We start from the raw sequence: 22288 nt of genomic DNA, 5'->3' as shown, positions 1-22288 counted from the left end.
CGTGCTTCAAAATACCCGATCATCAGACGGTCATTTTTTTCATAAATCTGTCACAAAAGTGACGCATAATGACGCCGCACTTCTATACTGATGGCTAAAAAACACAGGGTAAATAATGGCGAGAAGAATTCTGGTCGTTGAAGATGAAGCTCCAATCCGCGAAATGGTCTGCTTTGTTCTGGAGCAAAATGGCTTTCAGCCTGTCGAAGCGGAAGATTATGACAGCGCGGTGAATCAACTCAATGAACCCTGGCCTGATTTGATTCTCCTGGACTGGATGCTGCCGGGCGGTTCGGGGCTGCAGTTTATTAAACTGCTCAAGCGCGAGGCGATGACGCGGGATATTCCGGTAGTGATGCTGACCGCGCGTGGAGAAGAAGAGGATCGCGTTCGCGGCCTGGAGACCGGCGCGGATGACTACATCACCAAGCCTTTCTCTCCGAAAGAGCTGGTGGCGCGAATCAAAGCGGTGATGCGCCGTATTTCACCGATGGCGGTGGAAGAGGTGATCGAAATGCAGGGGCTGAGCCTCGACCCTTCATCGCACCGGGTAATGACCGGCGACAGTCCGCTGGATATGGGACCGACGGAATTTAAATTATTGCACTTCTTTATGACCCATCCGGAGCGGGTGTACAGCCGAGAACAGCTGCTGAACCACGTCTGGGGGACCAACGTTTATGTGGAAGACCGCACGGTGGACGTCCATATTCGCCGCCTGCGCAAAGCGCTGGAACACAGTGGCCATGATCGTATGGTGCAAACGGTTCGCGGCACGGGGTATCGTTTCTCCGCCCGTTTCTGAATTTTGACAGGAGTGTGACCCGTGCTGGAACGGCTGTCATGGAAAAGGCTGGCGCTGGAGCTCTTTTTAGCGTGTATTCCGGCCCTGATTCTGGGGGCGTTTGTGGGTCATCTGCCGTGGTTTTTACTGGCGGCAGTGACCGGTTTGCTGATCTGGCATTTCTGGAATTTGATGCGCCTGTCGTGGTGGCTGTGGGTGGACCGGAGCATGACTCCTCCGCCTGGCCGCGGCAGTTGGGAGCCGCTGCTGTATGGTCTGCACCAGATGCAGATGCGTAATAAAAAGCGTCGGCGCGAGCTGGGAAGCCTGATTAAACGCTTTCGCAGCGGGGCGGAATCGCTGCCGGATGCGGTCGTCCTGACCACGGAAGAGGGGGCTATTTTCTGGTGTAATGGCCTGGCGCAGCAGATTCTAAACCTGCGCTGGCCGGACGACAGTGGCCAAAACATTCTTAACCTTCTGCGCTATCCTGAGTTCGCCAACTATCTGAAACAGCGCGATTTTTCAAAGCCGCTCAATCTGGTGCTGAATAACGCCCGTCATCTGGAAATTCGCGTGATGCCCTACAGCGACAAGCAGTGGCTGATGGTGGCGCGCGACGTGACGCAGATGCATCAGCTGGAAGGGGCGCGGCGGAACTTTTTCGCCAACGTCAGCCATGAGTTGCGCACCCCACTGACGGTGCTGCAGGGCTATCTGGAGATGATGCAGGAGCAGGTGCTGGAGGGGGCGACCCGAGAAAAAGCCCTGCACACCATGCGGGAGCAAACTCAACGTATGGAAGGCCTGGTGAAGCAGCTGCTGACGCTGTCGCGTATTGAAGCCGCGCCGGCGCTGGCGATGAATGATCGCATCGACGTGCCGATGATGCTGCGGGTGGTGGAGCGCGAGGCGCAAACTCTCAGCCAGGAGAAACAGACGCTGATCTTCACCGTCGATGAGCAGCTCAAGGTGCTGGGTAATGAGGAGCAGCTGCGCAGCGCCATCTCCAACCTGGTCTATAACGCGGTGAACCACACCCCGCCGGGGACCGAAATTCGCGTCAGCTGGCAGCGAACCCCGCAGGGAGCGCTGTTCAGCGTCGAGGATAACGGGCCAGGCATTGCGCCGGAGCATATTCCCCGTCTGACCGAGCGTTTTTATCGGGTGGATAAAGCCCGTTCCCGGCAAACGGGGGGCAGTGGCCTGGGACTGGCGATCGTCAAACACGCGGTTAACCATCATGACAGCCGGCTGGAAATCGACAGCACGGTGGGCAAGGGAACCCGCTTTAGCTTCCTGCTCCCGGAACGATTAATTGCCAAAAATGACGCCTGATCGACGCGCTGTCAGTTTATCTTGCCAATGACCAGCTTCAGCTGGTCATTTTCATTGGCAGTCGTTTTTTCTCGCCTATTTAATGAGCGTGCGCTGCTTTTTTGTTCGCATGATAAGCCACGGGTTTTCTATCAATATGGTAAATGATTCTGGTGTGAAAGACATAACCAGCATAATCATCTGCTTTTGCGATCGTGCCTTGCTTTAAAACGTTATAAGCGTTTAAATTGCGCCTGCGCAATCGATGACAGACTGCTTTTGCGTGGTAATACCAAAAACAATTCTTTCCCACGCCGCTTCGGGAGCATATCTCGCTGAGTTTACCGGCAATGGCCGCTGTATCGTCCCTGAGAGGGGAGCGCGGTATTTTTCCATTTTTTTTACAACACCACATCCACAGGCAGTAATGAATTTATGACCCATCAGTTAAAATCTCGCGACATCATAGCGTTGGGCTTTATGACCTTCGCGTTGTTCGTTGGCGCAGGCAACATTATTTTCCCTCCGATGGTTGGCTTACAGGCGGGCGAGCACGTCTGGACGGCGGCGATCGGCTTCCTGATCACTGCGGTGGGTCTGCCGGTGCTGACGGTGGTGGCGCTGGCGAAAGTCGGCGGCGGCGTTGAAAGCCTGAGCACCCCGATTGGTAAAGTGGCCGGTATCCTGCTGGCGGTGGTGTGCTATCTCGCGGTAGGACCGCTGTTCGCGACGCCGCGTACCGCGACCGTCTCCTTTGAGGTCGGTATTGCGCCGCTGACCGGCGACGGCCCGCTGCCGCTGCTGATCTACAGCGTTATTTACTTCGCGCTGGTGATTCTGGTCTCCCTCTATCCGGGCAAACTGCTGGACACCGTGGGCAATTTCCTTGCGCCGCTGAAAATTATCGCCCTGATTGTGCTGGCGGTCGCCGCCATCATCTGGCCAGCGGGCCCGATCAGCGACGCGCTGGAAGCGTATCGTACGGCGCCATTCTCCAATGGCTTCGTCAACGGCTACCTGACCATGGATACCCTCGGCGCGATGGTGTTCGGCATCGTGATTGTTAATGCCGCTCGCTCACGCGGCGTCAGCGAAGCGCGTCTGTTGACCCGCTATACCGTCTGGGCTGGCCTGATGGCGGGCGTCGGCCTGACCCTGCTGTATCTGGCGCTGTTCCGTCTGGGCTCTGACAGCGCTACTCTCGTGGATCAGTCCGCCAACGGCGCGGCGATCCTCCATGCCTACGTGCAGCACACCTTCGGCGGGGCGGGCAGTTTCCTGCTGGCGGCGCTGATCTTCATCGCTTGCCTGGTGACGGCGGTGGGCCTGACCTGCGCCTGCGCTGAGTTCTTTGCCCAGTATCTGCCGTTCTCCTATCGCACGCTGGTCTTTGTTCTCGGCCTGTTCTCCATGGCGGTCTCCAATTTGGGCCTTAGCCATCTGATCCAGGTATCGATTCCGGTGCTGACCGCTATCTATCCGCCGTGTATCGCACTGGTTGTATTAAGCTTTACCCGCAGTTGGTGGCATAATTCGTCCCGCGTTATCGCGCCGGCCATGTTTATCAGCCTGATGTTTGGTATCATTGACGGGATTAAGTCATCGGCATTTGCCGCGATTCTGCCGGACTGGACCGCGCGTCTGCCGCTGGCGGAGCAGGGCCTGGCCTGGCTGATGCCCACCGCCGTGATGACCATTCTCGCGGTGATCTGGGATCGCGCAGCCGGACGTCAGGTGACTTCCAGCGCGCATTAACCGGCGGTGAGGACAAGCGTTTAACCACGGGACTTCGGGTTCCGTGGTTTTTTATTTTTTGTGTTAAACGGCATTGAAAAACCACGATGGAAAGTAGTAACAAGCTTAAGCGCGGGCTAAGCACCCGGCACATTCGCTTTATGGCCCTGGGTTCCGCCATCGGCACCGGGCTTTTTTACGGCTCGGCCGACGCCATTAAAATGGCCGGACCCAGCGTACTGTTGGCCTACATTATCGGCGGCGTCGCGGCATATATCATTATGCGGGCGCTCGGTGAGATGTCGGTGCATAACCCTGCCGCCAGCTCATTCTCCCGCTATGCCCAGGAAAACCTCGGCGGACTGGCGGGCTATATCACCGGCTGGACCTACTGCTTTGAAATCCTGATCGTCGCCATCGCCGACGTTACCGCCTTCGGCATCTACATGGGCGTCTGGTTCCCGACGGTGCCGCACTGGATCTGGGTGCTCAGCGTGGTGCTGATCATCTGCGCCGTCAACCTGATGAGCGTCAAGGTGTTTGGCGAGCTGGAGTTCTGGTTCTCGTTCTTCAAAGTGGCCACCATTATCATCATGATCCTCGCCGGGTTCGGCATCATTATCTGGGGGATCGGCAACGGCGGCCAGCCGACGGGGATTCATAATCTGTGGAGCAACGGCGGCTTCTTCAGCAACGGCTGGCTGGGAATGGTGATGTCGCTGCAGATGGTGATGTTCGCTTACGGCGGCATCGAAATCATCGGCATTACCGCCGGTGAGGCGAAGGACCCGGAGAAATCCATTCCGCGCGCCATCAACTCGGTGCCGATGCGCATTCTGGTGTTCTACGTCGGCACGCTGTTCGTCATTATGTCCATCTACCCGTGGAATCAGGTGGGAACCGACGGCAGCCCCTTCGTCCTGACCTTCCAGCATCTGGGTATTACCTTCGCGGCCAGTATTCTTAACTTCGTGGTCCTGACGGCTTCGCTGTCGGCGATTAACTCCGACGTGTTCGGCGTGGGCCGTATGCTGCACGGCATGGCTGAGCAGGGCAGCGCGCCGAAGGTGTTCGCTAAAACGTCGCGTCGCGGTATTCCGTGGGTGACGGTGATGGTGATGACCATTGCGCTGCTGTTTGCGGTATACCTAAATTACATCATGCCGGAGAACGTTTTCCTGGTGATCGCCTCCCTGGCCACCTTCGCCACGGTGTGGGTGTGGATTATGATCCTGCTGTCACAGATAGCCTTCCGCCGCCGTCTGTCGCCCGAAGAGGTTAAGGCGCTGAAATTCAAAGTCCCTGGCGGGGTGGTGACCACGGTGATCGGCCTGCTGTTCCTGGCCTTTATTATCGCCCTTATCGGCTATCATCCGGACACCCGCATCTCGCTGTACGTCGGTATGGCGTGGATTGCGCTGTTGCTGCTCGGCTGGGTCTTTAAGACCCGCCGTGAGCGCCGCCTGGCGCAGGCTCAGTAATCGACATCGCCCCGGTCAGCATCGCGCGGCCGGGGCGGCTTGCGGTCCCGCGTCCTCCCCCGTTATCCTCCCCCAAAAAGTTCTGAGATGATGAGTTCTGCGCCCGGCGGCTATGGCAAGGTGTGCCCATTCTGCACAATGAGGATTCACGATGTTGAAGGCATGGCACCTTCCGGTTGCACCCTTTATCAAGGTGCAACAGGACCGACTGTTTATTACTCTGTGGTTAAGCGGTGAGTCGCTGCCGCAGCGGATCACGCTGCGCGCGGAAGAGGATAACGAAGAGCTGTCGCTGCCGATGCAGCGGCTCCGCCAGGCGCCGCAGCCAGGCGTGGTGGCATGGCGCGGCGAAATCTCTCTCGCCAGCGGCCAGCCGCGCCGCCGCTACAGCTTTAAGCTGCTGTGGGCCGACCATCAGCGCTGGTTTACGCCACAAGGCTTCACCCGATTCCCGCCGGCCCGACTGGAGCAGTTCGCCATTGACCTGCCGGACGCCGGCCCGCAGTGGGTGGCCGATCAGGTGTTCTATCAAATTTTCCCCGATCGCTTTGCCCGCAGCGCCGCGCGTGACGCCGACCAGGATGCGGTCTATTACCATCACGCGGCGGGACGGGAGATTGTGCGCAAGGCGTGGGACGACCCGCTTACCGGCGAGGCGGGCGGGTCGACGTTCTACGGCGGGGATCTCGACGGCATCAGCGAAAAACTTCCCTACCTGAAGCAGCTCGGCGTAACCGCTCTGTATCTGAACCCGGTTTTCGCCGCCCCCAGCGTGCATAAATACGATACCGAGGATTATCGGCGCGTCGATCCGCAGTTTGGCGGCGACGCGGCGCTGCTCCGGCTGCGCCACAACACCCAGCGGGCGGGAATGCGCATGATCCTCGACGGCGTGTTCAACCATACCGGCGATTCCCATCCCTGGTTCGACCGTCACCAGCAGGGCAGCGGCGGCGCCGGCCACGATCCGGACTCCCCGTGGCGCGACTGGTTTACCTTCTCAGAGGAGGGGCAGGCGCACAACTGGCTGGGCTATGCCAGTCTGCCGAAGCTCGACTATCGGTCGACCAGCCTGGTCAACGAGATCTATGCCGGTGAAGACAGTATCGTACGCCACTGGCTGAAGGCGCCATGGAGCATGGACGGCTGGCGTCTTGACGTGGTGCATATGCTGGGCGAAGGCGGCGGGGCGCGGAATAACCTGCAGCATATCGCCGGCATTACCCAGGCAGCGAAGCAAGCGCAGCCGGAAGCTTTTGTCTTTGGCGAACATTTTGGCGACGCGCGCCAGTGGCTGCAGGCGGATGCCGAAGACGCGGCGATGAACTATCGTGGCTTCACCTTCCCGATCTGGGGATTCCTCGCCAATACCGATATCTCTTACGATCCGCAGAAAATAGATGCCCAGACCTGTATGGCGTGGATGGATAATTATCGCGCCGGGCTGTCGCATCAGCAGCAGCTGCGGATGTTCAACCAGCTCGACAGCCATGATACGGCGCGTTTTAAATCTCTTCTTGGCAAAGACGTAGCGCGCCTGCCGCTGGCGGTGGTGTGGCTGTTCAGCTGGCCGGGGGTACCGTGCATCTACTATGGCGACGAGGTGGGCGTGGATGGCAATAACGATCCGTTCTGCCGCAAACCGTTCCCGTGGGATCCGGCGCTGCAGGATACCCAGCTGCTGGCGCTGTATCAGCGGATGGCGAAACTGCGTAAGGCCCACCAGGCGCTGCGCTACGGCGGCTGTCAGGTGATTTACGCCGAGGATAACGTTGTGGTGTTTGTCCGTGTCTACAAACAGCAGCGGGTGCTGGTGGCGATTAACCGCGGGGAAGCCTGCGAGGTGGTTATCGAAGATTCCCCGCTGCTGAACGTGGCCGGGTGGACGCTGCAGGAGGGCGCCGGCGCCTTCCAGGACGGGGTGCTGACCCTCCCGGCCATCTCCGCCAACGTCTGGTCCGGCCGTTAATGGTAGAGCTGGCTCAGCAGGTCGCCGCGGAGGAGCGCCTCCCGCCACCAGCGCTGAGCCAGCCCATCATTCCCGCTGCGCCAGGCCATATAGGTAATATCCTTTTCCCGCCAGCAGGCGACGCTCTTCTCCACCAGACTGCCTTTTACCAGCCACGGGCGAGCGATATGGCGCGGCAGAAAGCCGCAGCCCAGCCCGGCGCACAATAGTTCGACTTTACTGGCGAAATCATCGACGCCGATTTGCGGCTGCTCGTCGAGGAGATTGCTGTTGAGCGGATGGCAATAGCGGGCGCTGTCGCGGATCACGATGGCCCGATGCTGGCTGAGCTGTTTATTGGCCAGTGGCTCCTTCGCCTGAGCCAGCGGGTGATGGGGGGCGACGACGAAGATGTTATCCAACGCGCCGAGGGTTTGCCATGACCACTCCGCGGAGGTGGGCGGCTCATTGATGGCGCCGAGGATAATATCCGCCCCATGATGGGTCAGCTCTTCCCACGAACCGGCGAGGGTGTGATGGCTGAAGTTCAGTCGCGTCTGTGGGTTTTGCGCGTAAAACTCGGCGATCAGCGGCAGCAGGGCCGAAAAGGGAAATGAGGCGTCAAGGGCGATGGCTAGCTCTCGCTCCCAGCCCGCGCTCAGCTGCTGGGCCTGCTTTTCCAGATCTCTGGCGGCACTTAAAAGCTGTCGCCCCTTCTCCAGCATCAGCCGCCCGGTATCGGTAAATTTTGCCCGATGGCCGGAACGATCCAACAGCACGATGTTCAGATCGCTCTCCAGCTTCTGGATCATATAGCTCAGAGCGGCGGGGGTTTTATACAGCGACTCCGCGGCGGTGGCGAAGGATCCGTGGCGGTCAAGGGCATCAAGGATCATCAAAACATCAAAGTTTACGCGCATATGAAGCTATCCATTAATTTGTTTTCTCTGTTGTACCTAAGCGCAATAATCAAAGCCAGTGAATAAATCAGAACAGTTTGGCGTAAAAATTTGATTAAAACAGGCGTGAATAAATCCTGGTCGCGGCAAAAAATATAAACCATAAAAAATCCTTAATAACTTGTTAGAAATAACTGGCTATACTCACCATGCTTTATCAGTCAGGATCCACACGACGCATTAATCATCATGTCATCTTTTTAACTAATTGATTAAGAAGGTATTTAATGTCTATTCGTGAACTGCTCGATCCCACTAATTCCGCGCTTATCTTTATTGACCATCAGCCGCAAATGTCCTTTGGCGTGGCGAATATCGATCGCCAGACCCTGAAAAATAACACCGTGGCGCTGGCGAAAGCGGGCAAAATTTTTAATGTACCGGTGATTTATACCTCCGTAGAGACCAAAAGCTTTAGCGGCTATATCTGGCCGGAATTATTGGCCGTGCATCCTGACGTCAAGCCGATTGAACGTACCTCCATGAACTCCTGGGAAGACGATGCGTTTGTGGCAGCGGTGAAAGCGACCGGCCGTAAAAAGCTGGTGATCTCCGCTCTGTGGACCGAAGTCTGCCTGACTTTCCCGGCGTTGATGGCGCTGGAGGCGGGCTACGAGGTCTATGTGGTGACGGATACCTCCGGCGGCACCTCTGTCGACGCCCATGAGCGGTCTATTGACCGGATGGTGCAGGCGGGGGCGGTGCCGGTGACCTGGCAGCAGGTGCTGCTGGAGTACCAGCGCGACTGGTCGCGCAAAGCGACCTACGATGCGGTAATGGACCTGGTGCGCGAACACAGCGGCGCCTACGGGATGGGCGTGGATTACGCTTATACCATGGTGCATGGCGCGCCGGAGCGTAAAGCGTAAATCACTCCATCCTTCAGGCTGCTGCGTTGTTGGCTGCGTTTGTCCGTCCCCAGCTACTGAATTCAAGTTCACGGGGACGTGCCCGCCTGCCGCTTCAACGCAGCATGAAGGATGTTGTGTCAGATCATTTATGGAGAGTGGCAGGAGAAAACCGGCCATTTCCCTGAAGCAAGGAACTCGTCATGGCGCAGCAAAAATCGGTGACCCTGGTTATCAGCCATCTGCTCGATCCGCAACACAGCCAGCGCTACGAAGAGTGGCTCGGTAAAATTATGCCCATTGCGGCAGAATTTCCCGGCCATCTTGGGGCGAATGTGATCCGGCCCGCCGCAGGGCAGAATCTGTGGAGCGTCATAATCCGCTTCGATACCCTGGAGCACCTCTACGCCTGGACGCAGTCGGAAACCCGTCGGCAACTGGTGGCTGAGATTGCCCCACTGCTGACGGAAGGCGATCGGACTGAGGTGCGGACTGAACCGGCCTTCTGGTTTACCCCGCCGACGGTGAACGTACGCCAGCCGCGGCGCTGGAAACAGTTTCTGATCACCCTGCTGGTGATTTTCCCCAGCACCAACCTGGTGCCTGCGGTGACCGGCATGCTGCTGCCGTCGCTTAAGGGGAGCCTGCTGCTGCACCTCATCAATGATGCCTGCGTGGTTGCGCTGGTGGTCTGGTTCTGGATGCCCATCGTGACCCGCCTGTTTGCTGGCTGGTTGAAGAAAAACTGAGTCAGCCTCCTCAAGGAGTGCGTTATGTCGCAAACTGCCACACTGATTCTGACCCACGGTCAGATTCATACCCTCGATCGTGCGAATCCCCTGGCGGAAGCTGTAGCCATCGCCGACGGAAAAATTGTTGCCACCGGAAGTCACGATCGGATCATGAGCTTTGCCGCCGAGGGGACGCAAATCGTCGATCTCAAAGGGCATACGGTGATCCCGGGCCTCAACGATTCTCATCTGCACCTGATCCGCGGTGGGTTGAACTACAACCTTGAGCTCCGCTGGGAGGGCGTCCCCTCGCTGGCGGATGCCCTGCGAATGCTGAAGGATCAGGCGGATCGCACGCCGTCCCCGCAGTGGGTGCGGGTGGTCGGCGGCTGGAGCGAATTTCAGTTCGCCGAGCGGCGGATGCCGACCCTGGAAGAGCTGAACGAGGCGGCGCCTGATACGCCGGTGTTTGTGCTCCATCTCTACGATCGCGCGCTGTTGAACCGTACGGCGCTGAAAGCCGTGGGATATACCAAAGAGACGCCGGATCCGGCGGGCGGCGAGATCGTCCGCGATAGCCACGGCAACCCGACCGGGATGCTGATCGCCAAACCGAACGCCATGATCCTTTACGCTACGCTGGCCAAGGGGCCGAAGCTGCCGCTGGATCTGCAGGTGAACTCCACCCGTCAATTTATGCGCGAGCTGAACCGACTGGGGCTGACCAGCGCCATCGACGCCGGCGGCGGCTTCCAGAACTATCCGGAAGATTACGAAATTATCGAACAGCTGCACGCGAAAGATCAGATGACCGTGCGCATCGCCTACAACCTGTTTACTCAGCGGCCGAAGCAGGAGCTGGAGGATTTCGAACGCTGGACCGACATGCTGAAGCCGGGGCAGGGGACTGACTTCTATCGCGCCAACGGCGCCGGCGAGATGCTGGTATTTTCGGCGGCGGATTTTGAAGATTTCCTGCAGCCGCGGCCGGATCTGCCGCAAGGCATGGAGGATGAGCTGGAGCGGGTGGTACGCCATCTGGTGGAGCATCGCTGGCCGTTCCGCCTGCATGCCACCTACGATGACTCCATCAGCCGGATGCTGGACGTGTTTGAGAAGGTGAACCGCGATATCCCGTTTAATGGCCTGCACTGGTTCTTCGATCATGCCGAGACCATTACCGAGCGTAACATTGAGCGGGTGAAGGCGCTGGGGGGCGGTATTGCGGTGCAGCATCGGATGGCCTTCCAGGGCGAATATTTTGTCGATCGCTACGGCAAAGAGGCGGTGAAACATACCCCGCCGGTAGCAAAGATGCTGGCGCTGGACGTGCCGGTGGGGCTGGGCACCGATGCGACCCGCGTCGCCAGCTATAACCCATGGACCGCGCTGTACTGGCTGGTCTCCGGGCGCACCGTTGGCGGGATGGCGATGTATGACGACGCCAACCGCCTGCCGCGCGATGTCGCGCTGGAGCTGTGGACGGCGGGCAGCGCCTGGTTCTCCAGCGAGCAGGGCAAGAAAGGCCGTCTGGCCGCCGGTCAGCTTGCCGATCTGGTGGTGCTGTCGAAAGACTACTTCAGCGTCGCGGAAGAGGAGATCAAAGGCATTGAGTCGGTGCTGACGGTGGTTGACGGCAAAGTGGTCTATGCCGCCGGTCACTTCTCGCCGCTGGCGCCGCCGCCGATCCCGGTGCTGCCGGAGTGGTCGCCGGTGGTGAAGGTCCCGGGCCATTACCGTTCCGCTCCGCCGGCGACGGCTAAAATCGGCGCCATGGTGCAGATGCACCAGTGCTGCGGTAGCTGTGGCGTCCACGGCCATCAGCATGATATTGCGCGTAAGTCGTCGATTCCGGTCTCTGACGAGCAGGCCTTCTGGGGCGTGCTGGGCTGCTCCTGCTTTGCCTTTTGATACCTGACGCCACCGCCCCGGCAGCGTCGGGGCGGTGGTTTCAGCCGCAGGCCCGGCGTCAATAGCGCTGCTCTGAGCCAAAGAGCGCCATGCGGCGGGCAATCATCTCGCGTACCGGCTGCAGTCCCTGGGCGATGACTTTCCGCGGATCGTTCACATCGTGCCCGGTGTCGGCGGCGAAAATTGCTTTCACCTGTTGGCACCAGGCGTACATATTTTCGGTATTAACGTTAATCTTGGCGGTGCCGCAGGCAATCGCCCGGCGCATATCCTCATCGGCAATACCGGTGCCGCCATGCAGCACCAGCGGAACCTTCACCTGCTCGGCAATGGCTTTCATCTCGGTAAATCCCAGCCGGGCTTTACCTTTATACAGACCATGGGTGGAGCCCAGCGCGGCGGCGAGGCAATCCACCTGGGTTTCTGTCACCAGGGTGTAGCACTCCTGCGGATCGGCGTAGATGACTTCGGAATTGACAATGCCGTCTTCACTGCCGGCGATGGTCCCCAGTTCGGCCTCCACAGAGATACCTTTGCTGTGGGCCAGCGTCACCAGGTGGCGGGTAATGGCCAGGTTTTCCCTGAACGGCAGATGCGAGCCATCGAACATAATGGAACTGAAGCCGGCGGCGATCGCCGCTTCGCAGGCCTCCCGGGAGGTGCCATGATCCAGATGCAGCGCCACCGGAACATCAATATGCAAATACTCCATGGCGTTAACCACGATGTCATGAATACATTTTAACCCGAGCATATGCTTAACCGTGCCGCCGGACACCCCCAAAATAACCGGTGAGCGGCACTGCTGGGCGGTGCTTAATACGGCGCCGACCCATTCCAGATTATTAATGTTGAACTGACCGACGGCGTAGCCGTCCCGCAGGGCATGCTGAAGCATGTCCTTCATCGACACTAACATATTCACCTCTTGATATTTATTAAATGCAGTTATTCTTCAAAATATTGCGTTAAGTTTCTCTCGTAGCTATTTAACGAGTGGTGGACGACCGCCAGGTCCGGCATCGATTCCCGAACCCCTTTTTTCTCAATAGAAATGGCGGCGGTCAGGCTGGCAAATAAAATAATGTTATCGATATGCCATGAGTAATGGACGCCATAGGTGAAGGCGCCGTGAAATACATCCCCGGCGCCGGTGGTATCAACGGCATTGCACAGCCAGGACGGGACGATCTGCAGCATACCGCTTTTTAAAAAAGCGCAGCCTTTTTCGCCAAGGGTAATAAATGCTTCACCGCGGCAAATTTTATTCAACTCAATCAGGGCCGCTTTAATTTCTGCTTCGGTGCTCAGCGAGCGATAGCTCATATAATCGCGGGCGAAATGTTCGCTCACTACAAAATAGTCAGTCCAGGCCGCCAGTTTAATATTGCTGGCGCGCAGTGACCCGCCGTCCATCACGACCCTGGCGTTGGGCAGTTTCTTAATTAAATATTCACTGATTTCCGCCTCATGGCCGTCAATTAAAATGGTAACCGGCTCCTCGCTGGCAATCAGTCGCTCGGCGAGGTCGTCCAGTTTGAGCTTTTGCTCGTAGGTCAGGGAAGGCGGCGTTTGCATCTTGCGGGTAATAATCGTCCGCGAACCCGTTAAGCGATTGACCAGCACCGAGGCCAGCGGGGTGATCATGTCATCGGAGAAAACCACCTGGCTGGTATCCACCCCCGCCTCGGCAAACTCATCGATAATGCGCTGACCGTAAAGGTCCTGCTGCAGATGACCAATGTAATAAACCTCCTCGCCCCATAATCCCAGCAGCCAGGCCGCATTGGCCGCCGGACCGCCGCCGCTTTCAATAAAATCATGACAAAAGTTTTTGGTATTCTCCTGGGGCCATTCATTGAGAAAGAAAAACTGATCGAAACAAGCAAATCCAATGGACAAAATAGCCATAACCACTCCTGATTATTTGTCAGCGGCGGAAAGCGTGGCCCTCCCGCCGGGAAAAATGACCTCGCTTATTCATTTTTCTGCTTCGCCGTAAGCTCCTCATAGCTGAGCGTGTTGCCCACCACCTGGACGTGACGGAAGCAGAAAGGCGCCAGCAGCGCGACGAGCAGCGCCAGACAAATCAGATAGATAGTGATCTGACCAAACTGGGTGAACGCATTCCCGATAATGATGCCCCATACCGCGAAGTCGAAATCGGCGAAGGTGCTGTTTTCAAACCCGAGGTTGCCGAGCGCCGGCAGCAGCATCGCCGGCAGGAAGGCGAGGAAGATCCCGCCGATAAAGGAGGCGATGATACATCCGCGCTTACCGCCCAGTTTGTCGGCGAAGACGCCGGACGTGCCGCCGCAGAAGAAGTGCGGCACCATGCCGGGAATAATCAGCGCCATGCCCAGCCCGCCAAGCAAGAGCATCCCGACCAGCCCGCCCACAAAGGAGCTGATGAATCCCACTACCACCGCGGTGGGGCTAAAGGTGAAGAACACCGCGCAGTCAACGGCCGGGATGGAGTCCGGGATCAGCTTCTGGCTGATGCCCTGGAACGCCGGCACCAGATCGCCGAGGATCAGCCGCACGCCGTTATAGACAATGGCTACGCCAACGGCGAACTGCAGACCGGTCAGCACCGAGAAGATCAGCATGTTTTGGTCGGTGATGGTGCTCAGGTACGCCGACCCGGCGACAGCGCTGCAGACAAAGTAGATAACAAACATCACGATACCGGTGGTAACCGTGGTATCGCGCAGAAAGCCCCACTTTTCTGAAATTTCGGTATCGGCGAAGGAATTTGCCGGATTGCCGGTCCGGCTGGCGATCCATGCCGAGAGGTAGTAGCCGAGAGAGCCGAAATGGCCCATGGCGATCCCGCCGTCTTCGGTTACCTGCCTGGTGTAACGCTGACCGATGGCCGGGGAGATGGCCGACCATGAGCCCAACAGGAATCCACCGATCAGGATCAACATCCAGCCCTGGAACTCCGCCGCCTGCAGAACGGCGGAGAACAGGCAGGCGAGAAAGAACGAATGATGGCCGGTCAGAAAGATATACTTATACTTGGTACAGCGGGCGATAATCAGGTTGAAAATAAAGCCTAACAGCAAAATACTCATGGTTTCCACGCCCAGCATTTTCTGGGCGACGGAGACAATGGCTTCATTGTTCGGAATAACGCCGCGGATATTAAATCCGGCCTCGATAATACCGCCCAGCGGATTGAGATTGGCAACGATAACGCCTGCCCCAGCGCTCAACATCAAATAGCCTAAAATCGGCTTTAATGTGCCGGTAAGCAGTTTATTGCCAGGGGAGCGCAGCGCCACTAAACCAACGAAGGCGATAAGCCCCATTAAAAAGGCGGGTTGACTGAATATTTCCGTTAAGAAACTAAGAATAGCCTGCATGGTCGTTCCCTCTATGCTGATTAAGAGTGAGTCGCAGCAATTTTCATCAGCGCATCGGTAATATCCTCGGCGATCTTCGCTTTATGGACGTAACTGCGAATGATGGCGACATGACAGTGGGCCGGAAATTGATTTGCCAGTTCTTTGATCGTGACGTAAAGGTCGGCTTTTTCCCCGACGGCGTTAGCAAAATCGACCGAGGCGACGTCCGCTTTGATGCCTAATTCGTCACAGATCTTTTTCACATTATTCGCAGCCATCAATGAGCTGCCAATACCGTTACCACAAACCGTTCTGATAACTAACATAATGACTACTCCATTTGTTTTTGAATGAAATGTAAGACTGAATTAACGTCATTTTCCTGCTGAAGAAAGGTCACAATATCTGACTCGATCAGCGAGGCTATCAGTTGGATCATTTTGATATGACTGTCAGCATCGGCGCCGGCGATCGCGATGACCACGGAAACCGGATCGAACTCATCGTGGCCGAAGGAGATTGGCGTGGCGGTGGTGACAAGTGAGAACCCGGTCTGTAATGCCCCTTTTTCCGGGCGGGCATGCGGCATGGCAATCCCGTCATCTATCACGATGGCGGCGCCAAAATCTTCATATACCGTCAGCATCTCGGTGACATATTCGGCGCTGCAAATCTGGCGCCTGGCAAGTAATGAACCCGCCAGTTCGATGGCCTCTTCCGCACGGGATATATTCTGCTTAAGGGCGATTAACGACGGGTCAAAAATAATTTCCATCCTCAGCTCCTGAACGTATTCCTGTTCCTGAGTTAAATCATGACCAAATACATTGATGAAAATGATGGATGAGATCACATCCGCGGTTTTAAATATTGATGGGGATCACATCGACGGCAAAGCACCGGCAGAAAACGATATAAATAATTTATATATTTTTCAGGCTGTTATGAAGACTTTGTATTTTGACGCTGAAATTTGCCAGAGAAAAAGTGAGAGGTAGAGCGAATTTTTTCGCCAGAAGTGTATCGCTGGTCACAAATATCGGCGGGTCATTTTCTTAAATTTTGACGCCGCTAACAAAAAAGGCCCGCCTGAGCGAGCCTTTTATTAAAACGCGTGCCGATTACAGGCTGGAAACGTTTTCGGTCAGGTATTTTGCAACGCCTTCCGGAGAGGCGGCCATACCTTCTTTTCCTTTTTCCCACTGCGCCGGGCAGACTTCGCCGTGCTCTTCGTGGAACTGCAGGGCGTCAACCATACGCAGCATTTCGTCGATGTTACGGCCCAGCGGCAGGTCGTTAACCACCTGGTGGCGTACCACGCCGTTAGCGTCGATCAGGAAAGAGCCGCGCAGCGCTACGCCTTCGTCCGGATGCTCGATACCGTAAGCTTTCTGGATTTCACGTTTGATGTCAGCAACCATCGCGTATTTAACCGGGCCGATACCGCCCTGGTCTACCGGGGTGTTACGCCATGCGTTGTGAACGAACTCGGAGTCGAAGGAAACGCCAACCACTTCCACGCCGCGTTTCTGGAATTCTTCGTAACGTTTGTCGAACGCGATCAGCTCAGACGGGCACACGAAGGTGAAGTCCATCGGCCAGAAGAACAGAACGGTAGGTTTACCGTTGGTGTGCTGTTTGAAATTGAATTTCTCAACGATCTCACCATTACCCAGCACAGCGGCTGCAGTAAAATCCGGCGCTTGACGAGTGACCAGAACCATTTGATTCTCCTGTAATTACTAAGGTTATTTGGAACGCAACGCGGGCAAGTATAGAGCCTGCCCGGCAATAACACAAAGAGGCGCTAACAATCGTTCAGCCAGCTTTTACCTATCAATGACGTGGCTATTACAGCTGTTTGTTTTCTGCCAGGCGCATCATCTGCGGATAAAAGCGCCAGAACTGCGTCTCCAGACGGTCGTAATGGGTATCCAGATCCTGCCAGGAGTCGCGTAGCGCCTCGAGACGTGGACGGCGGCTGGCCATGCCGTTCAGCACGCGCTGAATAAAATCCATTTCCCGATAGCGCTCCAGCCAGCGCTCCGACCACAGATATTGATTGAGATTGACGAAGCGGGGCGGCGAGTCGGGCAGGATGGGGACGATCTGCCGCTCGGCGTAGCGTACGAACTCGTCCAGCGGCAGGTCAGGGGAGAGCTGCGCCCAGTGCTGGGACAGGAAATGATCCCACATGACGTCGAGGGTGATGGGGGCGACGCGGCGGGTCTGCGGGCGAAACCACTCCCGCGCCTCTTTGACTTCCGCCAGGTTGTCAGTCATCACGTCAATCCGCCGATGCATAAAGATGCCGTCGATGATCTCCGCCGGATAGTCGCCCTGCGGGTTGCCGCGCACGAAGTCGGCCATCAGGTTGCCGGGCAACGAACTGTCGGCGAGATGGGCCAGGTGCAGGTGGGCGAGAAAATTCATAAAACGACATCCTTTAAATACGAGCGGGCAGGTGGAAACACCGATGTTGCGCTGAACGGCGCCTCGGTGGCCGAATGGCATGCTGTCTGGCCGCGCGCGGCACCTTTGCCACCGGTAAGGCATTCGGTTGCCGCATGGCGGCATTCGGAATGATTTGGAATATAGATTATGTCATTCATCCGGAGGGGTAAAGGTTGCAGCCAGACCGCCCCGGCACTAGACTACCCGCCTCTTTATTCAGTCTGAGTTACCGTCATGCGCGTTACCGATTTTGCTTTTGAACTACCCGAATCTCTGATCGCCCACTATCCGATGCCTGAGCGCAGTAGCTGTCGCTTGCTCTCCCTGGACGGGCCGACGGGCGCGCTGACGCATGGCACCTTCACCGACATCCTCGATAAGCTCAATCCCGGCGATCTGCTGGTGTTTAACAACACCCGGGTGATCCCGGCGCGTCTGTTCGGCCGCAAGGCCAGCGGCGGCAAGATTGAAGTGCTGGTGGAGCGGATGCTGGATGATAAGCGTATTCTGGCCCATATTCGCGCCTCGAAAGCGCCGAAACCGGGCGCCGAACTGCTGCTGGGCGATGACGAAAGTATTAAGGCCACGATGCTGGCGCGCCACGGCGCGCTGTTTGAAGTGGAGTTTAACGACGAGCGCCCGGTGCTGGAGATCCTTAACGGGATCGGCCATATGCCGCTGCCGCCCTATATTGACCGCCCGGACGAAGACGCCGACCGCGAGCTCTATCAAACCGTCTATGGCACCAGGCCGGGCGCGGTAGCCGCCCCGACCGCCGGTTTGCATTTCGACGAACCGCTGCTGGATAAACTGCGCGCCAAAGGCGTTGAGATGGCGTTTGTCACCCTGCATGTGGGCGCGGGCACCTTCCAGCCGGTGCGCGTCGACAGCATTGAAGAGCACACCATGCACTCCGAATATGCCGAAGTGCCGCAGGAGGTGGTCGATGCGGTGCTGGCGGCGAAAGCGCGCGGCAACCGCGTGATCGCGGTGGGCACTACCTCGGTACGTTCGCTGGAGAGCGCGGCGCAGGCGGCGAAAGACGCGCTGATCGCGCCGTTCTTCGACGATACGCAGATTTTCATCTACCCGGGTTATCAGTACCAGGTGATCGATGCGCTGGTGACTAACTTCCATCTCCCTGAATCCACACTGATTATGCTGGTGTCGGCGTTTGCGGGTTATCAGCACACCATGAACGCCTATAAGGTGGCGGTTGAGCAGAAATATCGCTTTTTTAGCTACGGGGATGCGATGTTTATCACGTACAATCCGCAGGCTATTTCTGAGCGTCCCTGAAAAGGCCGGTACGCCGGCTTGTAGACGCCATAACGCATTTTTTAGCTACGGAATCATTCCGTGGCGAGTATGAAAACGTCGGACTGTTTTTCTGACGCAGGAGCAAGCATGAAATTTGAACTGGATACCACCGACGGTCGCGCCCGCCGCGGTCGCCTGGTGTTTGAGCGCGGCGTGGTGGAAACACCGGCCTTTATGCCCGTTGGCACCTACGGCACCGTCAAAGGGATGACGCCGGAAGAGGTGGAAGCCACCGGCGCGCAGATTATTCTCGGCAACACCTTCCACCTGTGGCTGCGCCCGGGTCAGGAGATCATGAAGCTGCACGGCGATCTGCACGGTTTTATGCAGTGGAAAGGACCGATCCTGACCGACTCCGGCGGTTTCCAGGTGTTCAGCCTTGGCGATATCCGTAAGATCACCGAGCAGGGCGTCCACTTCCGCAATCCGATCAACGGCGATCCGATTTTCCTCGATCCGGAAAAATCAATGGAGATTCAGTACGATCTCGGCTCTGACATCGTGATGATCTTCGACGAATGTACGCCGTACCCGGCGGACTGGGATTACGCCAAGCGCTCAATGGAGATGTCTCTGCGTTGGGCGAAGCGCAGCCGCGACCGTTTCGATAGCCTTGGCAATAAAAATGCGCTGTTCGGCATTATTCAGGGTAGCGTTTACGAAGATTTACGCGATATCTCGGTGAAAGGTCTGGTAGAGATTGGCTTTGATGGCTACGCTGTCGGCGGTTTGGCGGTTGGTGAGCCAAAGGAAGACATGCACCGTATTCTGGAGCACGTCTGCCCGCAGATCCCAGCCGATAAACCACGATACCTGATGGGCGTCGGGAAGCCGGAAGATCTGGTGGAAGGGGTACGTCGCGGTATCGATATGTTCGACTGCGTCATGCCGACGCGCAACGCGCGTAACGGCCACCTGTTCGTCACCGACGGCGTGGTGAAAATCCGCAACGCGAAGCACAAAAGCGATACCGCGCCGCTGGACGCCGAGTGTGATTGCTATACATGTCGCAATTATTCACGCGCTTACTTGCATCACCTCGACCGTTGCAACGAAATATTGGGCGCGCGTCTCAATACCATTCATAACCTGCACTACTATCAGCGTTTAATGGCTGGTTTACGCAAGGCTATCGAAGAGGGTAAATTAGAGAGCTTCGTGACCGATTTTTACCAACGTCAGGGGCGCACCGTGCCTCCTTTGAACGTTGATTAATTTTAATAATGAGGGAATTTCAATGAGCTTTTTTATTTCTGATGCGGTAGCGGCAACGGGTGCACCGGCGCAGGGCAGCCCGATGTCTCTGATTCTGATGCTGGTGGTGTTCGGTCTGATTTTTTACTTCATGATCCTGCGTCCACAGCAGAAGCGCACCAAGGAACATAAGAACCTGATGAACTCCATCGCCAAAGGTGATGAAGTGCTGACCAACGGCGGTCTGGTCGGTCGCGTGACCAAAGTAGCGGAAACTGGCTACATTGCTATCGCGCTGAACGATACCACTGAAGTGGTTATCAAACGTGACTTCGTTGCTGCCGTTCTGCCGAAAGGCACCATGAAGGCGCTGTAATCTAACTTTTCCCAAAGGGAACTGCCGTGTTAAACCGTTATCCTTTGTGGAAGTACGTCATGCTGGTCGTCGTCATTGTCGTCGGCCTGATCTATGCGCTTCCCAACCTGTATGGTGAGGATCCGGCTGTTCAAATCACTGGCGCGCGCGGCGTCGCCGCCAGTGAGCAAACGCTGATCCAGGTCCAGAAAACTTTACAAGAAGAAAAAATAACCGCGAAGTCTGTGGCACTGGAAGAGGGCGCTATTCTTGCGCGCTTCGACACCACTGATACCCAGCTGCGCGCGCGCGAAGCGCTGCTTAACGTGCTGGGTGACAAATACGTCGTGGCGCTGAACCTTGCTCCGGCAACCCCACGCTGGCTGGCGGCGCTCTATGCCGAGCCGATGAAGCTGGGTCTTGATCTGCGCGGCGGCGTGCACTTCCTGATGGAAGTCGACATGGACACCGCGTTAGGCAAACTGCAGGAACAGAACATCGATAGCCTGCGCAGCGAGCTGCGCGACAAAGGCATTCCTTACGCGACCGTGCGTAAAGAAGACAACTACGGTCTGAGCATCGTCTTCCGCGACAGCGCGGCGCGCGACCAGGCTATCTCTTATCTCAGCCCTCGCCATCGCGATCTGGTTATTTCCTCTCAGGGTGACAACAGCCTGAAAGCGGTGATGACCGATGAGCGCCTGAAAGAAGCCCGTGAGTACGCGGTTCAGCAGAACATTAATATCCTGCGTAACCGTGTGAACCAGCTGGGCGTCGCCGAGCCGCTGGTTCAGCGTCAGGGCGCTGACCGCATCGTGGTTGAGCTGCCGGGTATCCAGGATACCGCGCGTGCGAAGGAAATCCTTGGCGCGACCGCGACCCTCGAGTTCCGTCTGGTCAATACTAACGTGGACCAGTCCGCCGCCGCCTCTGGCCGCGTGCCGGGCGACTCGGAAGTGAAGCAGACGCGTGAAGGCCAGCCGGTAGTGCTGTACAAGCGGGTGATCCTGACCGGGGACCATATCACCGACTCGACCTCCAGCATGGATGAGTACAACCAGCCGCAGGTCAACATCTCGCTGGACAGCGCGGGCGGTAACATCATGTCTAACTTCACTAAGGACAACATCGGCAAGCCGATGGCGACCCTGTTCGTGGAGTATAAAGACAGCGGTAAGAAAGACGCTAACGGTCGCGCTATCCTGGCGAAAGAGGAAGAGGTGATTAACATCGCCAACATCCAGTCGCGTCTGGGTAACAGCTTCCGTATCACCGGTATCAGCAATCCGAACGAAGCGCGTCAGCTGTCGCTGCTGCTGCGTGCCGGCGCGCTGATTGCGCCGATTCAGATCGTCGAAGAGCGGACTATCGGCCCAACCCTGGGAATGCAGAACATCAAGCAGGGTCTGGAAGCCTGTCTGGCCGGTCTGGTGGTCTCTATCCTGTTCATGATCCTCTTCTATAAGAAGTTCGGCCTGATTGCGACCTCGGCGCTGATTGCCAACCTGATACTGATTGTCGGCATTATGTCCCTGATCCCGGGGGCGACGCTGACCATGCCGGGCATCGCGGGTATCGTGTTAACCCTTGCGGTGGCGGTCGATGCTAACGTTCTGATCAACGAGCGTATCAAAGAAGAGCTGAGCAACGGGCGTACCGTTCAGCAGGCGATTGACGAAGGTTATCGCGGCGCGTTCAGCTCGATCTTCGACGCCAACGTGACGACGCTTATCAAAGTGATCATCCTGTACGCGGTCGGTACCGGTGCCATTAAAGGGTTTGCGATTACCACCGGTATCGGTATCGCGACCTCAATGTTTACCGCTATCGTCGGCACCCGTGCCATCGTGAACCTGCTGTACGGCGGCAAGCGCGTTAAAAAGCTGTCTATCTGAGGAGTGC

Annotated in this window: 22 protein-coding genes; 14 read left to right on the top strand and 8 right to left on the bottom strand. The window is 57.1% G+C overall.

Translation table 11 applies throughout. The features are described from left to right. The first annotated feature begins 115 nt into the window (after nucleotides 1–115). The 5 genes from phoB to malZ all read left to right on the top strand — a co-directional run bounded on the left by phoB (nucleotide 116) and on the right by malZ (nucleotide 7285). Nucleotides 116–805, top strand: a complete 690-nt coding sequence (phoB, locus tag KB890_RS08780) for a phosphate response regulator transcription factor PhoB (protein WP_002890343.1) — start codon at nucleotides 116–118, stop codon at nucleotides 803–805. Nucleotides 806–826: 21 nt separating this feature from the next. Continuing rightward, nucleotides 827–2122 carry a phosphate regulon sensor histidine kinase PhoR gene (phoR, locus tag KB890_RS08775; protein WP_002890344.1) on the top strand — a complete coding sequence of 432 codons (1296 nt, stop codon included), beginning with the start codon at nucleotides 827–829 and terminating at the stop codon, nucleotides 2120–2122. A 414-nt stretch (nucleotides 2123–2536) separates the two neighbouring features. Further along, entirely contained in the window at nucleotides 2537–3856 is a 1320-nt protein-coding gene (gene brnQ / locus KB890_RS08770; protein WP_004144627.1) for a branched-chain amino acid transporter carrier protein BrnQ, read from the top strand. Nucleotides 3857–3942: 86 nt separating this feature from the next. Further along, on the top strand, nucleotides 3943–5316 hold the full coding sequence (gene proY, locus KB890_RS08765) for a proline-specific permease ProY (RefSeq protein WP_002890348.1): 1374 nt from the start codon (nucleotides 3943–3945) through the stop codon (nucleotides 5314–5316). Nucleotides 5317–5467: 151 nt separating this feature from the next. Next, nucleotides 5468–7285 carry a maltodextrin glucosidase gene (gene malZ / locus KB890_RS08760; protein ID WP_004147293.1) on the top strand — a complete coding sequence of 606 codons (1818 nt, stop codon included), beginning with the start codon at nucleotides 5468–5470 and terminating at the stop codon, nucleotides 7283–7285. Here the strand turns inward: malZ and KB890_RS08755 are convergent. Next, complete coding sequence (locus KB890_RS08755; RefSeq protein ID WP_002890353.1) at nucleotides 7282–8184, bottom strand: LysR substrate-binding domain-containing protein; 903 nt, start codon at nucleotides 8182–8184, stop codon at nucleotides 7282–7284. The genes malZ and KB890_RS08755 overlap by 4 nt on opposite strands. 266 nt (nucleotides 8185–8450) lie before the next feature. On the opposite strand from KB890_RS08755, the gene KB890_RS08750 reads away from it, so the two are divergent. From KB890_RS08750 to KB890_RS08740, 3 genes are all read left to right on the top strand, one after another. Next, complete coding sequence (locus tag KB890_RS08750) at nucleotides 8451–9092, top strand: hydrolase (RefSeq protein WP_002890357.1); 642 nt, start codon at nucleotides 8451–8453, stop codon at nucleotides 9090–9092. Nucleotides 9093–9274: 182 nt separating this feature from the next. After that, nucleotides 9275–9820: an antibiotic biosynthesis monooxygenase gene (locus KB890_RS08745; RefSeq protein WP_002890365.1), complete on the top strand. Its 546-nt coding sequence runs from the start codon at nucleotides 9275–9277 to the stop codon at nucleotides 9818–9820. A gap of 24 nt (nucleotides 9821–9844) precedes the next feature. Beyond that, nucleotides 9845–11713, top strand: coding sequence for an amidohydrolase (locus KB890_RS08740; RefSeq protein ID WP_004178729.1), 1869 nt, complete (start codon nucleotides 9845–9847; stop codon nucleotides 11711–11713). Nucleotides 11714–11771: 58 nt separating this feature from the next. Here KB890_RS08740 and fba read toward each other — a convergent pair whose 3' ends face one another. The 5 genes from fba to KB890_RS08715 form a co-directional block, all read right to left on the bottom strand. Beyond that, a complete protein-coding gene (gene fba, locus KB890_RS08735) occupies nucleotides 11772–12626 on the bottom strand; it encodes a class II fructose-1,6-bisphosphate aldolase (protein ID WP_004218830.1) in 855 nt (284 codons plus the stop codon). Nucleotides 12627–12661: 35 nt separating this feature from the next. After that, nucleotides 12662–13624: a carbohydrate kinase family protein gene (locus KB890_RS08730; RefSeq protein ID WP_002890372.1), complete on the bottom strand. Its 963-nt coding sequence runs from the start codon at nucleotides 13622–13624 to the stop codon at nucleotides 12662–12664. Nucleotides 13625–13689: 65 nt separating this feature from the next. Continuing rightward, a complete protein-coding gene (locus KB890_RS08725; protein WP_004151345.1) occupies nucleotides 13690–15081 on the bottom strand; it encodes a PTS ascorbate transporter subunit IIC in 1392 nt (463 codons plus the stop codon). A gap of 20 nt (nucleotides 15082–15101) precedes the next feature. Then, on the bottom strand, nucleotides 15102–15389 hold the full coding sequence (locus KB890_RS08720; protein WP_002890376.1) for a PTS sugar transporter subunit IIB: 288 nt from the start codon (nucleotides 15387–15389) through the stop codon (nucleotides 15102–15104). A 5-nt stretch (nucleotides 15390–15394) separates the two neighbouring features. Beyond that, nucleotides 15395–15838, bottom strand: coding sequence for a PTS sugar transporter subunit IIA (locus tag KB890_RS08715; RefSeq protein WP_004197009.1), 444 nt, complete (start codon nucleotides 15836–15838; stop codon nucleotides 15395–15397). A 55-nt stretch (nucleotides 15839–15893) separates the two neighbouring features. On the opposite strand from KB890_RS08715, the gene KB890_RS08710 reads away from it, so the two are divergent. Then, nucleotides 15894–16061 carry a hypothetical protein gene (locus KB890_RS08710; protein ID WP_020325174.1) on the top strand — a complete coding sequence of 56 codons (168 nt, stop codon included), beginning with the start codon at nucleotides 15894–15896 and terminating at the stop codon, nucleotides 16059–16061. Between the two features lie 123 nt (nucleotides 16062–16184). Here the strand turns inward: KB890_RS08710 and KB890_RS08705 are convergent, their stop codons facing one another. After that, nucleotides 16185–16787 carry a peroxiredoxin gene (locus KB890_RS08705; RefSeq protein ID WP_004178733.1) on the bottom strand — a complete coding sequence of 201 codons (603 nt, stop codon included), beginning with the start codon at nucleotides 16785–16787 and terminating at the stop codon, nucleotides 16185–16187. 127 nt (nucleotides 16788–16914) lie between these two features. Next, nucleotides 16915–17496, bottom strand: a complete 582-nt coding sequence (gene acpH / locus KB890_RS08700) for an ACP phosphodiesterase (RefSeq protein ID WP_004178734.1) — start codon at nucleotides 17494–17496, stop codon at nucleotides 16915–16917. Between the two features lie 74 nt (nucleotides 17497–17570). Here acpH and KB890_RS08695 point away from each other — a divergent pair, with 74 nt between their 5' ends. The 5 genes from KB890_RS08695 to secD all read left to right on the top strand — a co-directional run bounded on the left by KB890_RS08695 (nucleotide 17571) and on the right by secD (nucleotide 22281). After that, a complete protein-coding gene (locus tag KB890_RS08695; protein WP_004218831.1) occupies nucleotides 17571–17687 on the top strand; it encodes a hypothetical protein in 117 nt (38 codons plus the stop codon). Between the two features lie 64 nt (nucleotides 17688–17751). Next, on the top strand, nucleotides 17752–18816 hold the full coding sequence (gene queA / locus KB890_RS08690; protein ID WP_002890390.1) for a tRNA preQ1(34) S-adenosylmethionine ribosyltransferase-isomerase QueA: 1065 nt from the start codon (nucleotides 17752–17754) through the stop codon (nucleotides 18814–18816). Nucleotides 18817–18924: 108 nt separating this feature from the next. Next, the gene (tgt, locus tag KB890_RS08685; RefSeq protein WP_020325196.1) at nucleotides 18925–20052 is read left to right on the top strand and encodes a tRNA guanosine(34) transglycosylase Tgt; all 1128 of its coding nucleotides are present in this window, start codon (nucleotides 18925–18927) and stop codon (nucleotides 20050–20052) included. Nucleotides 20053–20074: 22 nt separating this feature from the next. Beyond that, entirely contained in the window at nucleotides 20075–20407 is a 333-nt protein-coding gene (gene yajC / locus KB890_RS08680) for a preprotein translocase subunit YajC (protein WP_002890398.1), read from the top strand. Nucleotides 20408–20433: 26 nt separating this feature from the next. Next, a complete protein-coding gene (gene secD, locus KB890_RS08675) occupies nucleotides 20434–22281 on the top strand; it encodes a protein translocase subunit SecD (protein ID WP_002890400.1) in 1848 nt (615 codons plus the stop codon). Nucleotides 22282–22288: the final 7 nt, after the last annotated feature.

It is taken from the genome of Klebsiella sp. P1954 (genome assembly GCF_018199955.1).
Lineage (GTDB): Bacteria > Pseudomonadota > Gammaproteobacteria > Enterobacterales > Enterobacteriaceae > Klebsiella > Klebsiella pneumoniae.
Note: the sequence above shows the minus strand (reverse complement) of the source record. Positions and strands in the feature narration are given on the sequence as shown.

Excerpts from the sequence above, each read along its gene's own strand:
- phoB (WP_002890343.1), top strand. The coding sequence starts at position 116 with ATGGCGAGAAGAATTCTGGTCGTTGAAGATGAAGCTCCAATCCGCGAA.
- brnQ (WP_004144627.1), top strand. The coding sequence starts at position 2,537 with ATGACCCATCAGTTAAAATCTCGCGACATCATAGCGTTGGGCTTTATG.
- proY (WP_002890348.1), top strand. The coding sequence starts at position 3,943 with ATGGAAAGTAGTAACAAGCTTAAGCGCGGGCTAAGCACCCGGCACATT.
- malZ (WP_004147293.1), top strand. The coding sequence starts at position 5,468 with ATGTTGAAGGCATGGCACCTTCCGGTTGCACCCTTTATCAAGGTGCAA.
- KB890_RS08755 (WP_002890353.1), bottom strand. The coding sequence starts at position 8,184 with ATGCGCGTAAACTTTGATGTTTTGATGATCCTTGATGCCCTTGACCGC.
- KB890_RS08750 (WP_002890357.1), top strand. The coding sequence starts at position 8,451 with ATGTCTATTCGTGAACTGCTCGATCCCACTAATTCCGCGCTTATCTTT.
- KB890_RS08745 (WP_002890365.1), top strand. The coding sequence starts at position 9,275 with ATGGCGCAGCAAAAATCGGTGACCCTGGTTATCAGCCATCTGCTCGAT.
- KB890_RS08740 (WP_004178729.1), top strand. The coding sequence starts at position 9,845 with ATGTCGCAAACTGCCACACTGATTCTGACCCACGGTCAGATTCATACC.
- KB890_RS08730 (WP_002890372.1), bottom strand. The coding sequence starts at position 13,624 with ATGGCTATTTTGTCCATTGGATTTGCTTGTTTCGATCAGTTTTTCTTT.
- KB890_RS08725 (WP_004151345.1), bottom strand. The coding sequence starts at position 15,081 with ATGCAGGCTATTCTTAGTTTCTTAACGGAAATATTCAGTCAACCCGCC.
- KB890_RS08720 (WP_002890376.1), bottom strand. The coding sequence starts at position 15,389 with ATGTTAGTTATCAGAACGGTTTGTGGTAACGGTATTGGCAGCTCATTG.
- KB890_RS08715 (WP_004197009.1), bottom strand. The coding sequence starts at position 15,838 with ATGGAAATTATTTTTGACCCGTCGTTAATCGCCCTTAAGCAGAATATA.
- KB890_RS08710 (WP_020325174.1), top strand. The coding sequence starts at position 15,894 with ATGAAAATGATGGATGAGATCACATCCGCGGTTTTAAATATTGATGGG.
- KB890_RS08705 (WP_004178733.1), bottom strand. The coding sequence starts at position 16,787 with ATGGTTCTGGTCACTCGTCAAGCGCCGGATTTTACTGCAGCCGCTGTG.
- acpH (WP_004178734.1), bottom strand. The coding sequence starts at position 17,496 with ATGAATTTTCTCGCCCACCTGCACCTGGCCCATCTCGCCGACAGTTCG.
- KB890_RS08695 (WP_004218831.1), top strand. The coding sequence starts at position 17,571 with ATGGCATGCTGTCTGGCCGCGCGCGGCACCTTTGCCACCGGTAAGGCA.
- queA (WP_002890390.1), top strand. The coding sequence starts at position 17,752 with ATGCGCGTTACCGATTTTGCTTTTGAACTACCCGAATCTCTGATCGCC.
- tgt (WP_020325196.1), top strand. The coding sequence starts at position 18,925 with ATGAAATTTGAACTGGATACCACCGACGGTCGCGCCCGCCGCGGTCGC.
- yajC (WP_002890398.1), top strand. The coding sequence starts at position 20,075 with ATGAGCTTTTTTATTTCTGATGCGGTAGCGGCAACGGGTGCACCGGCG.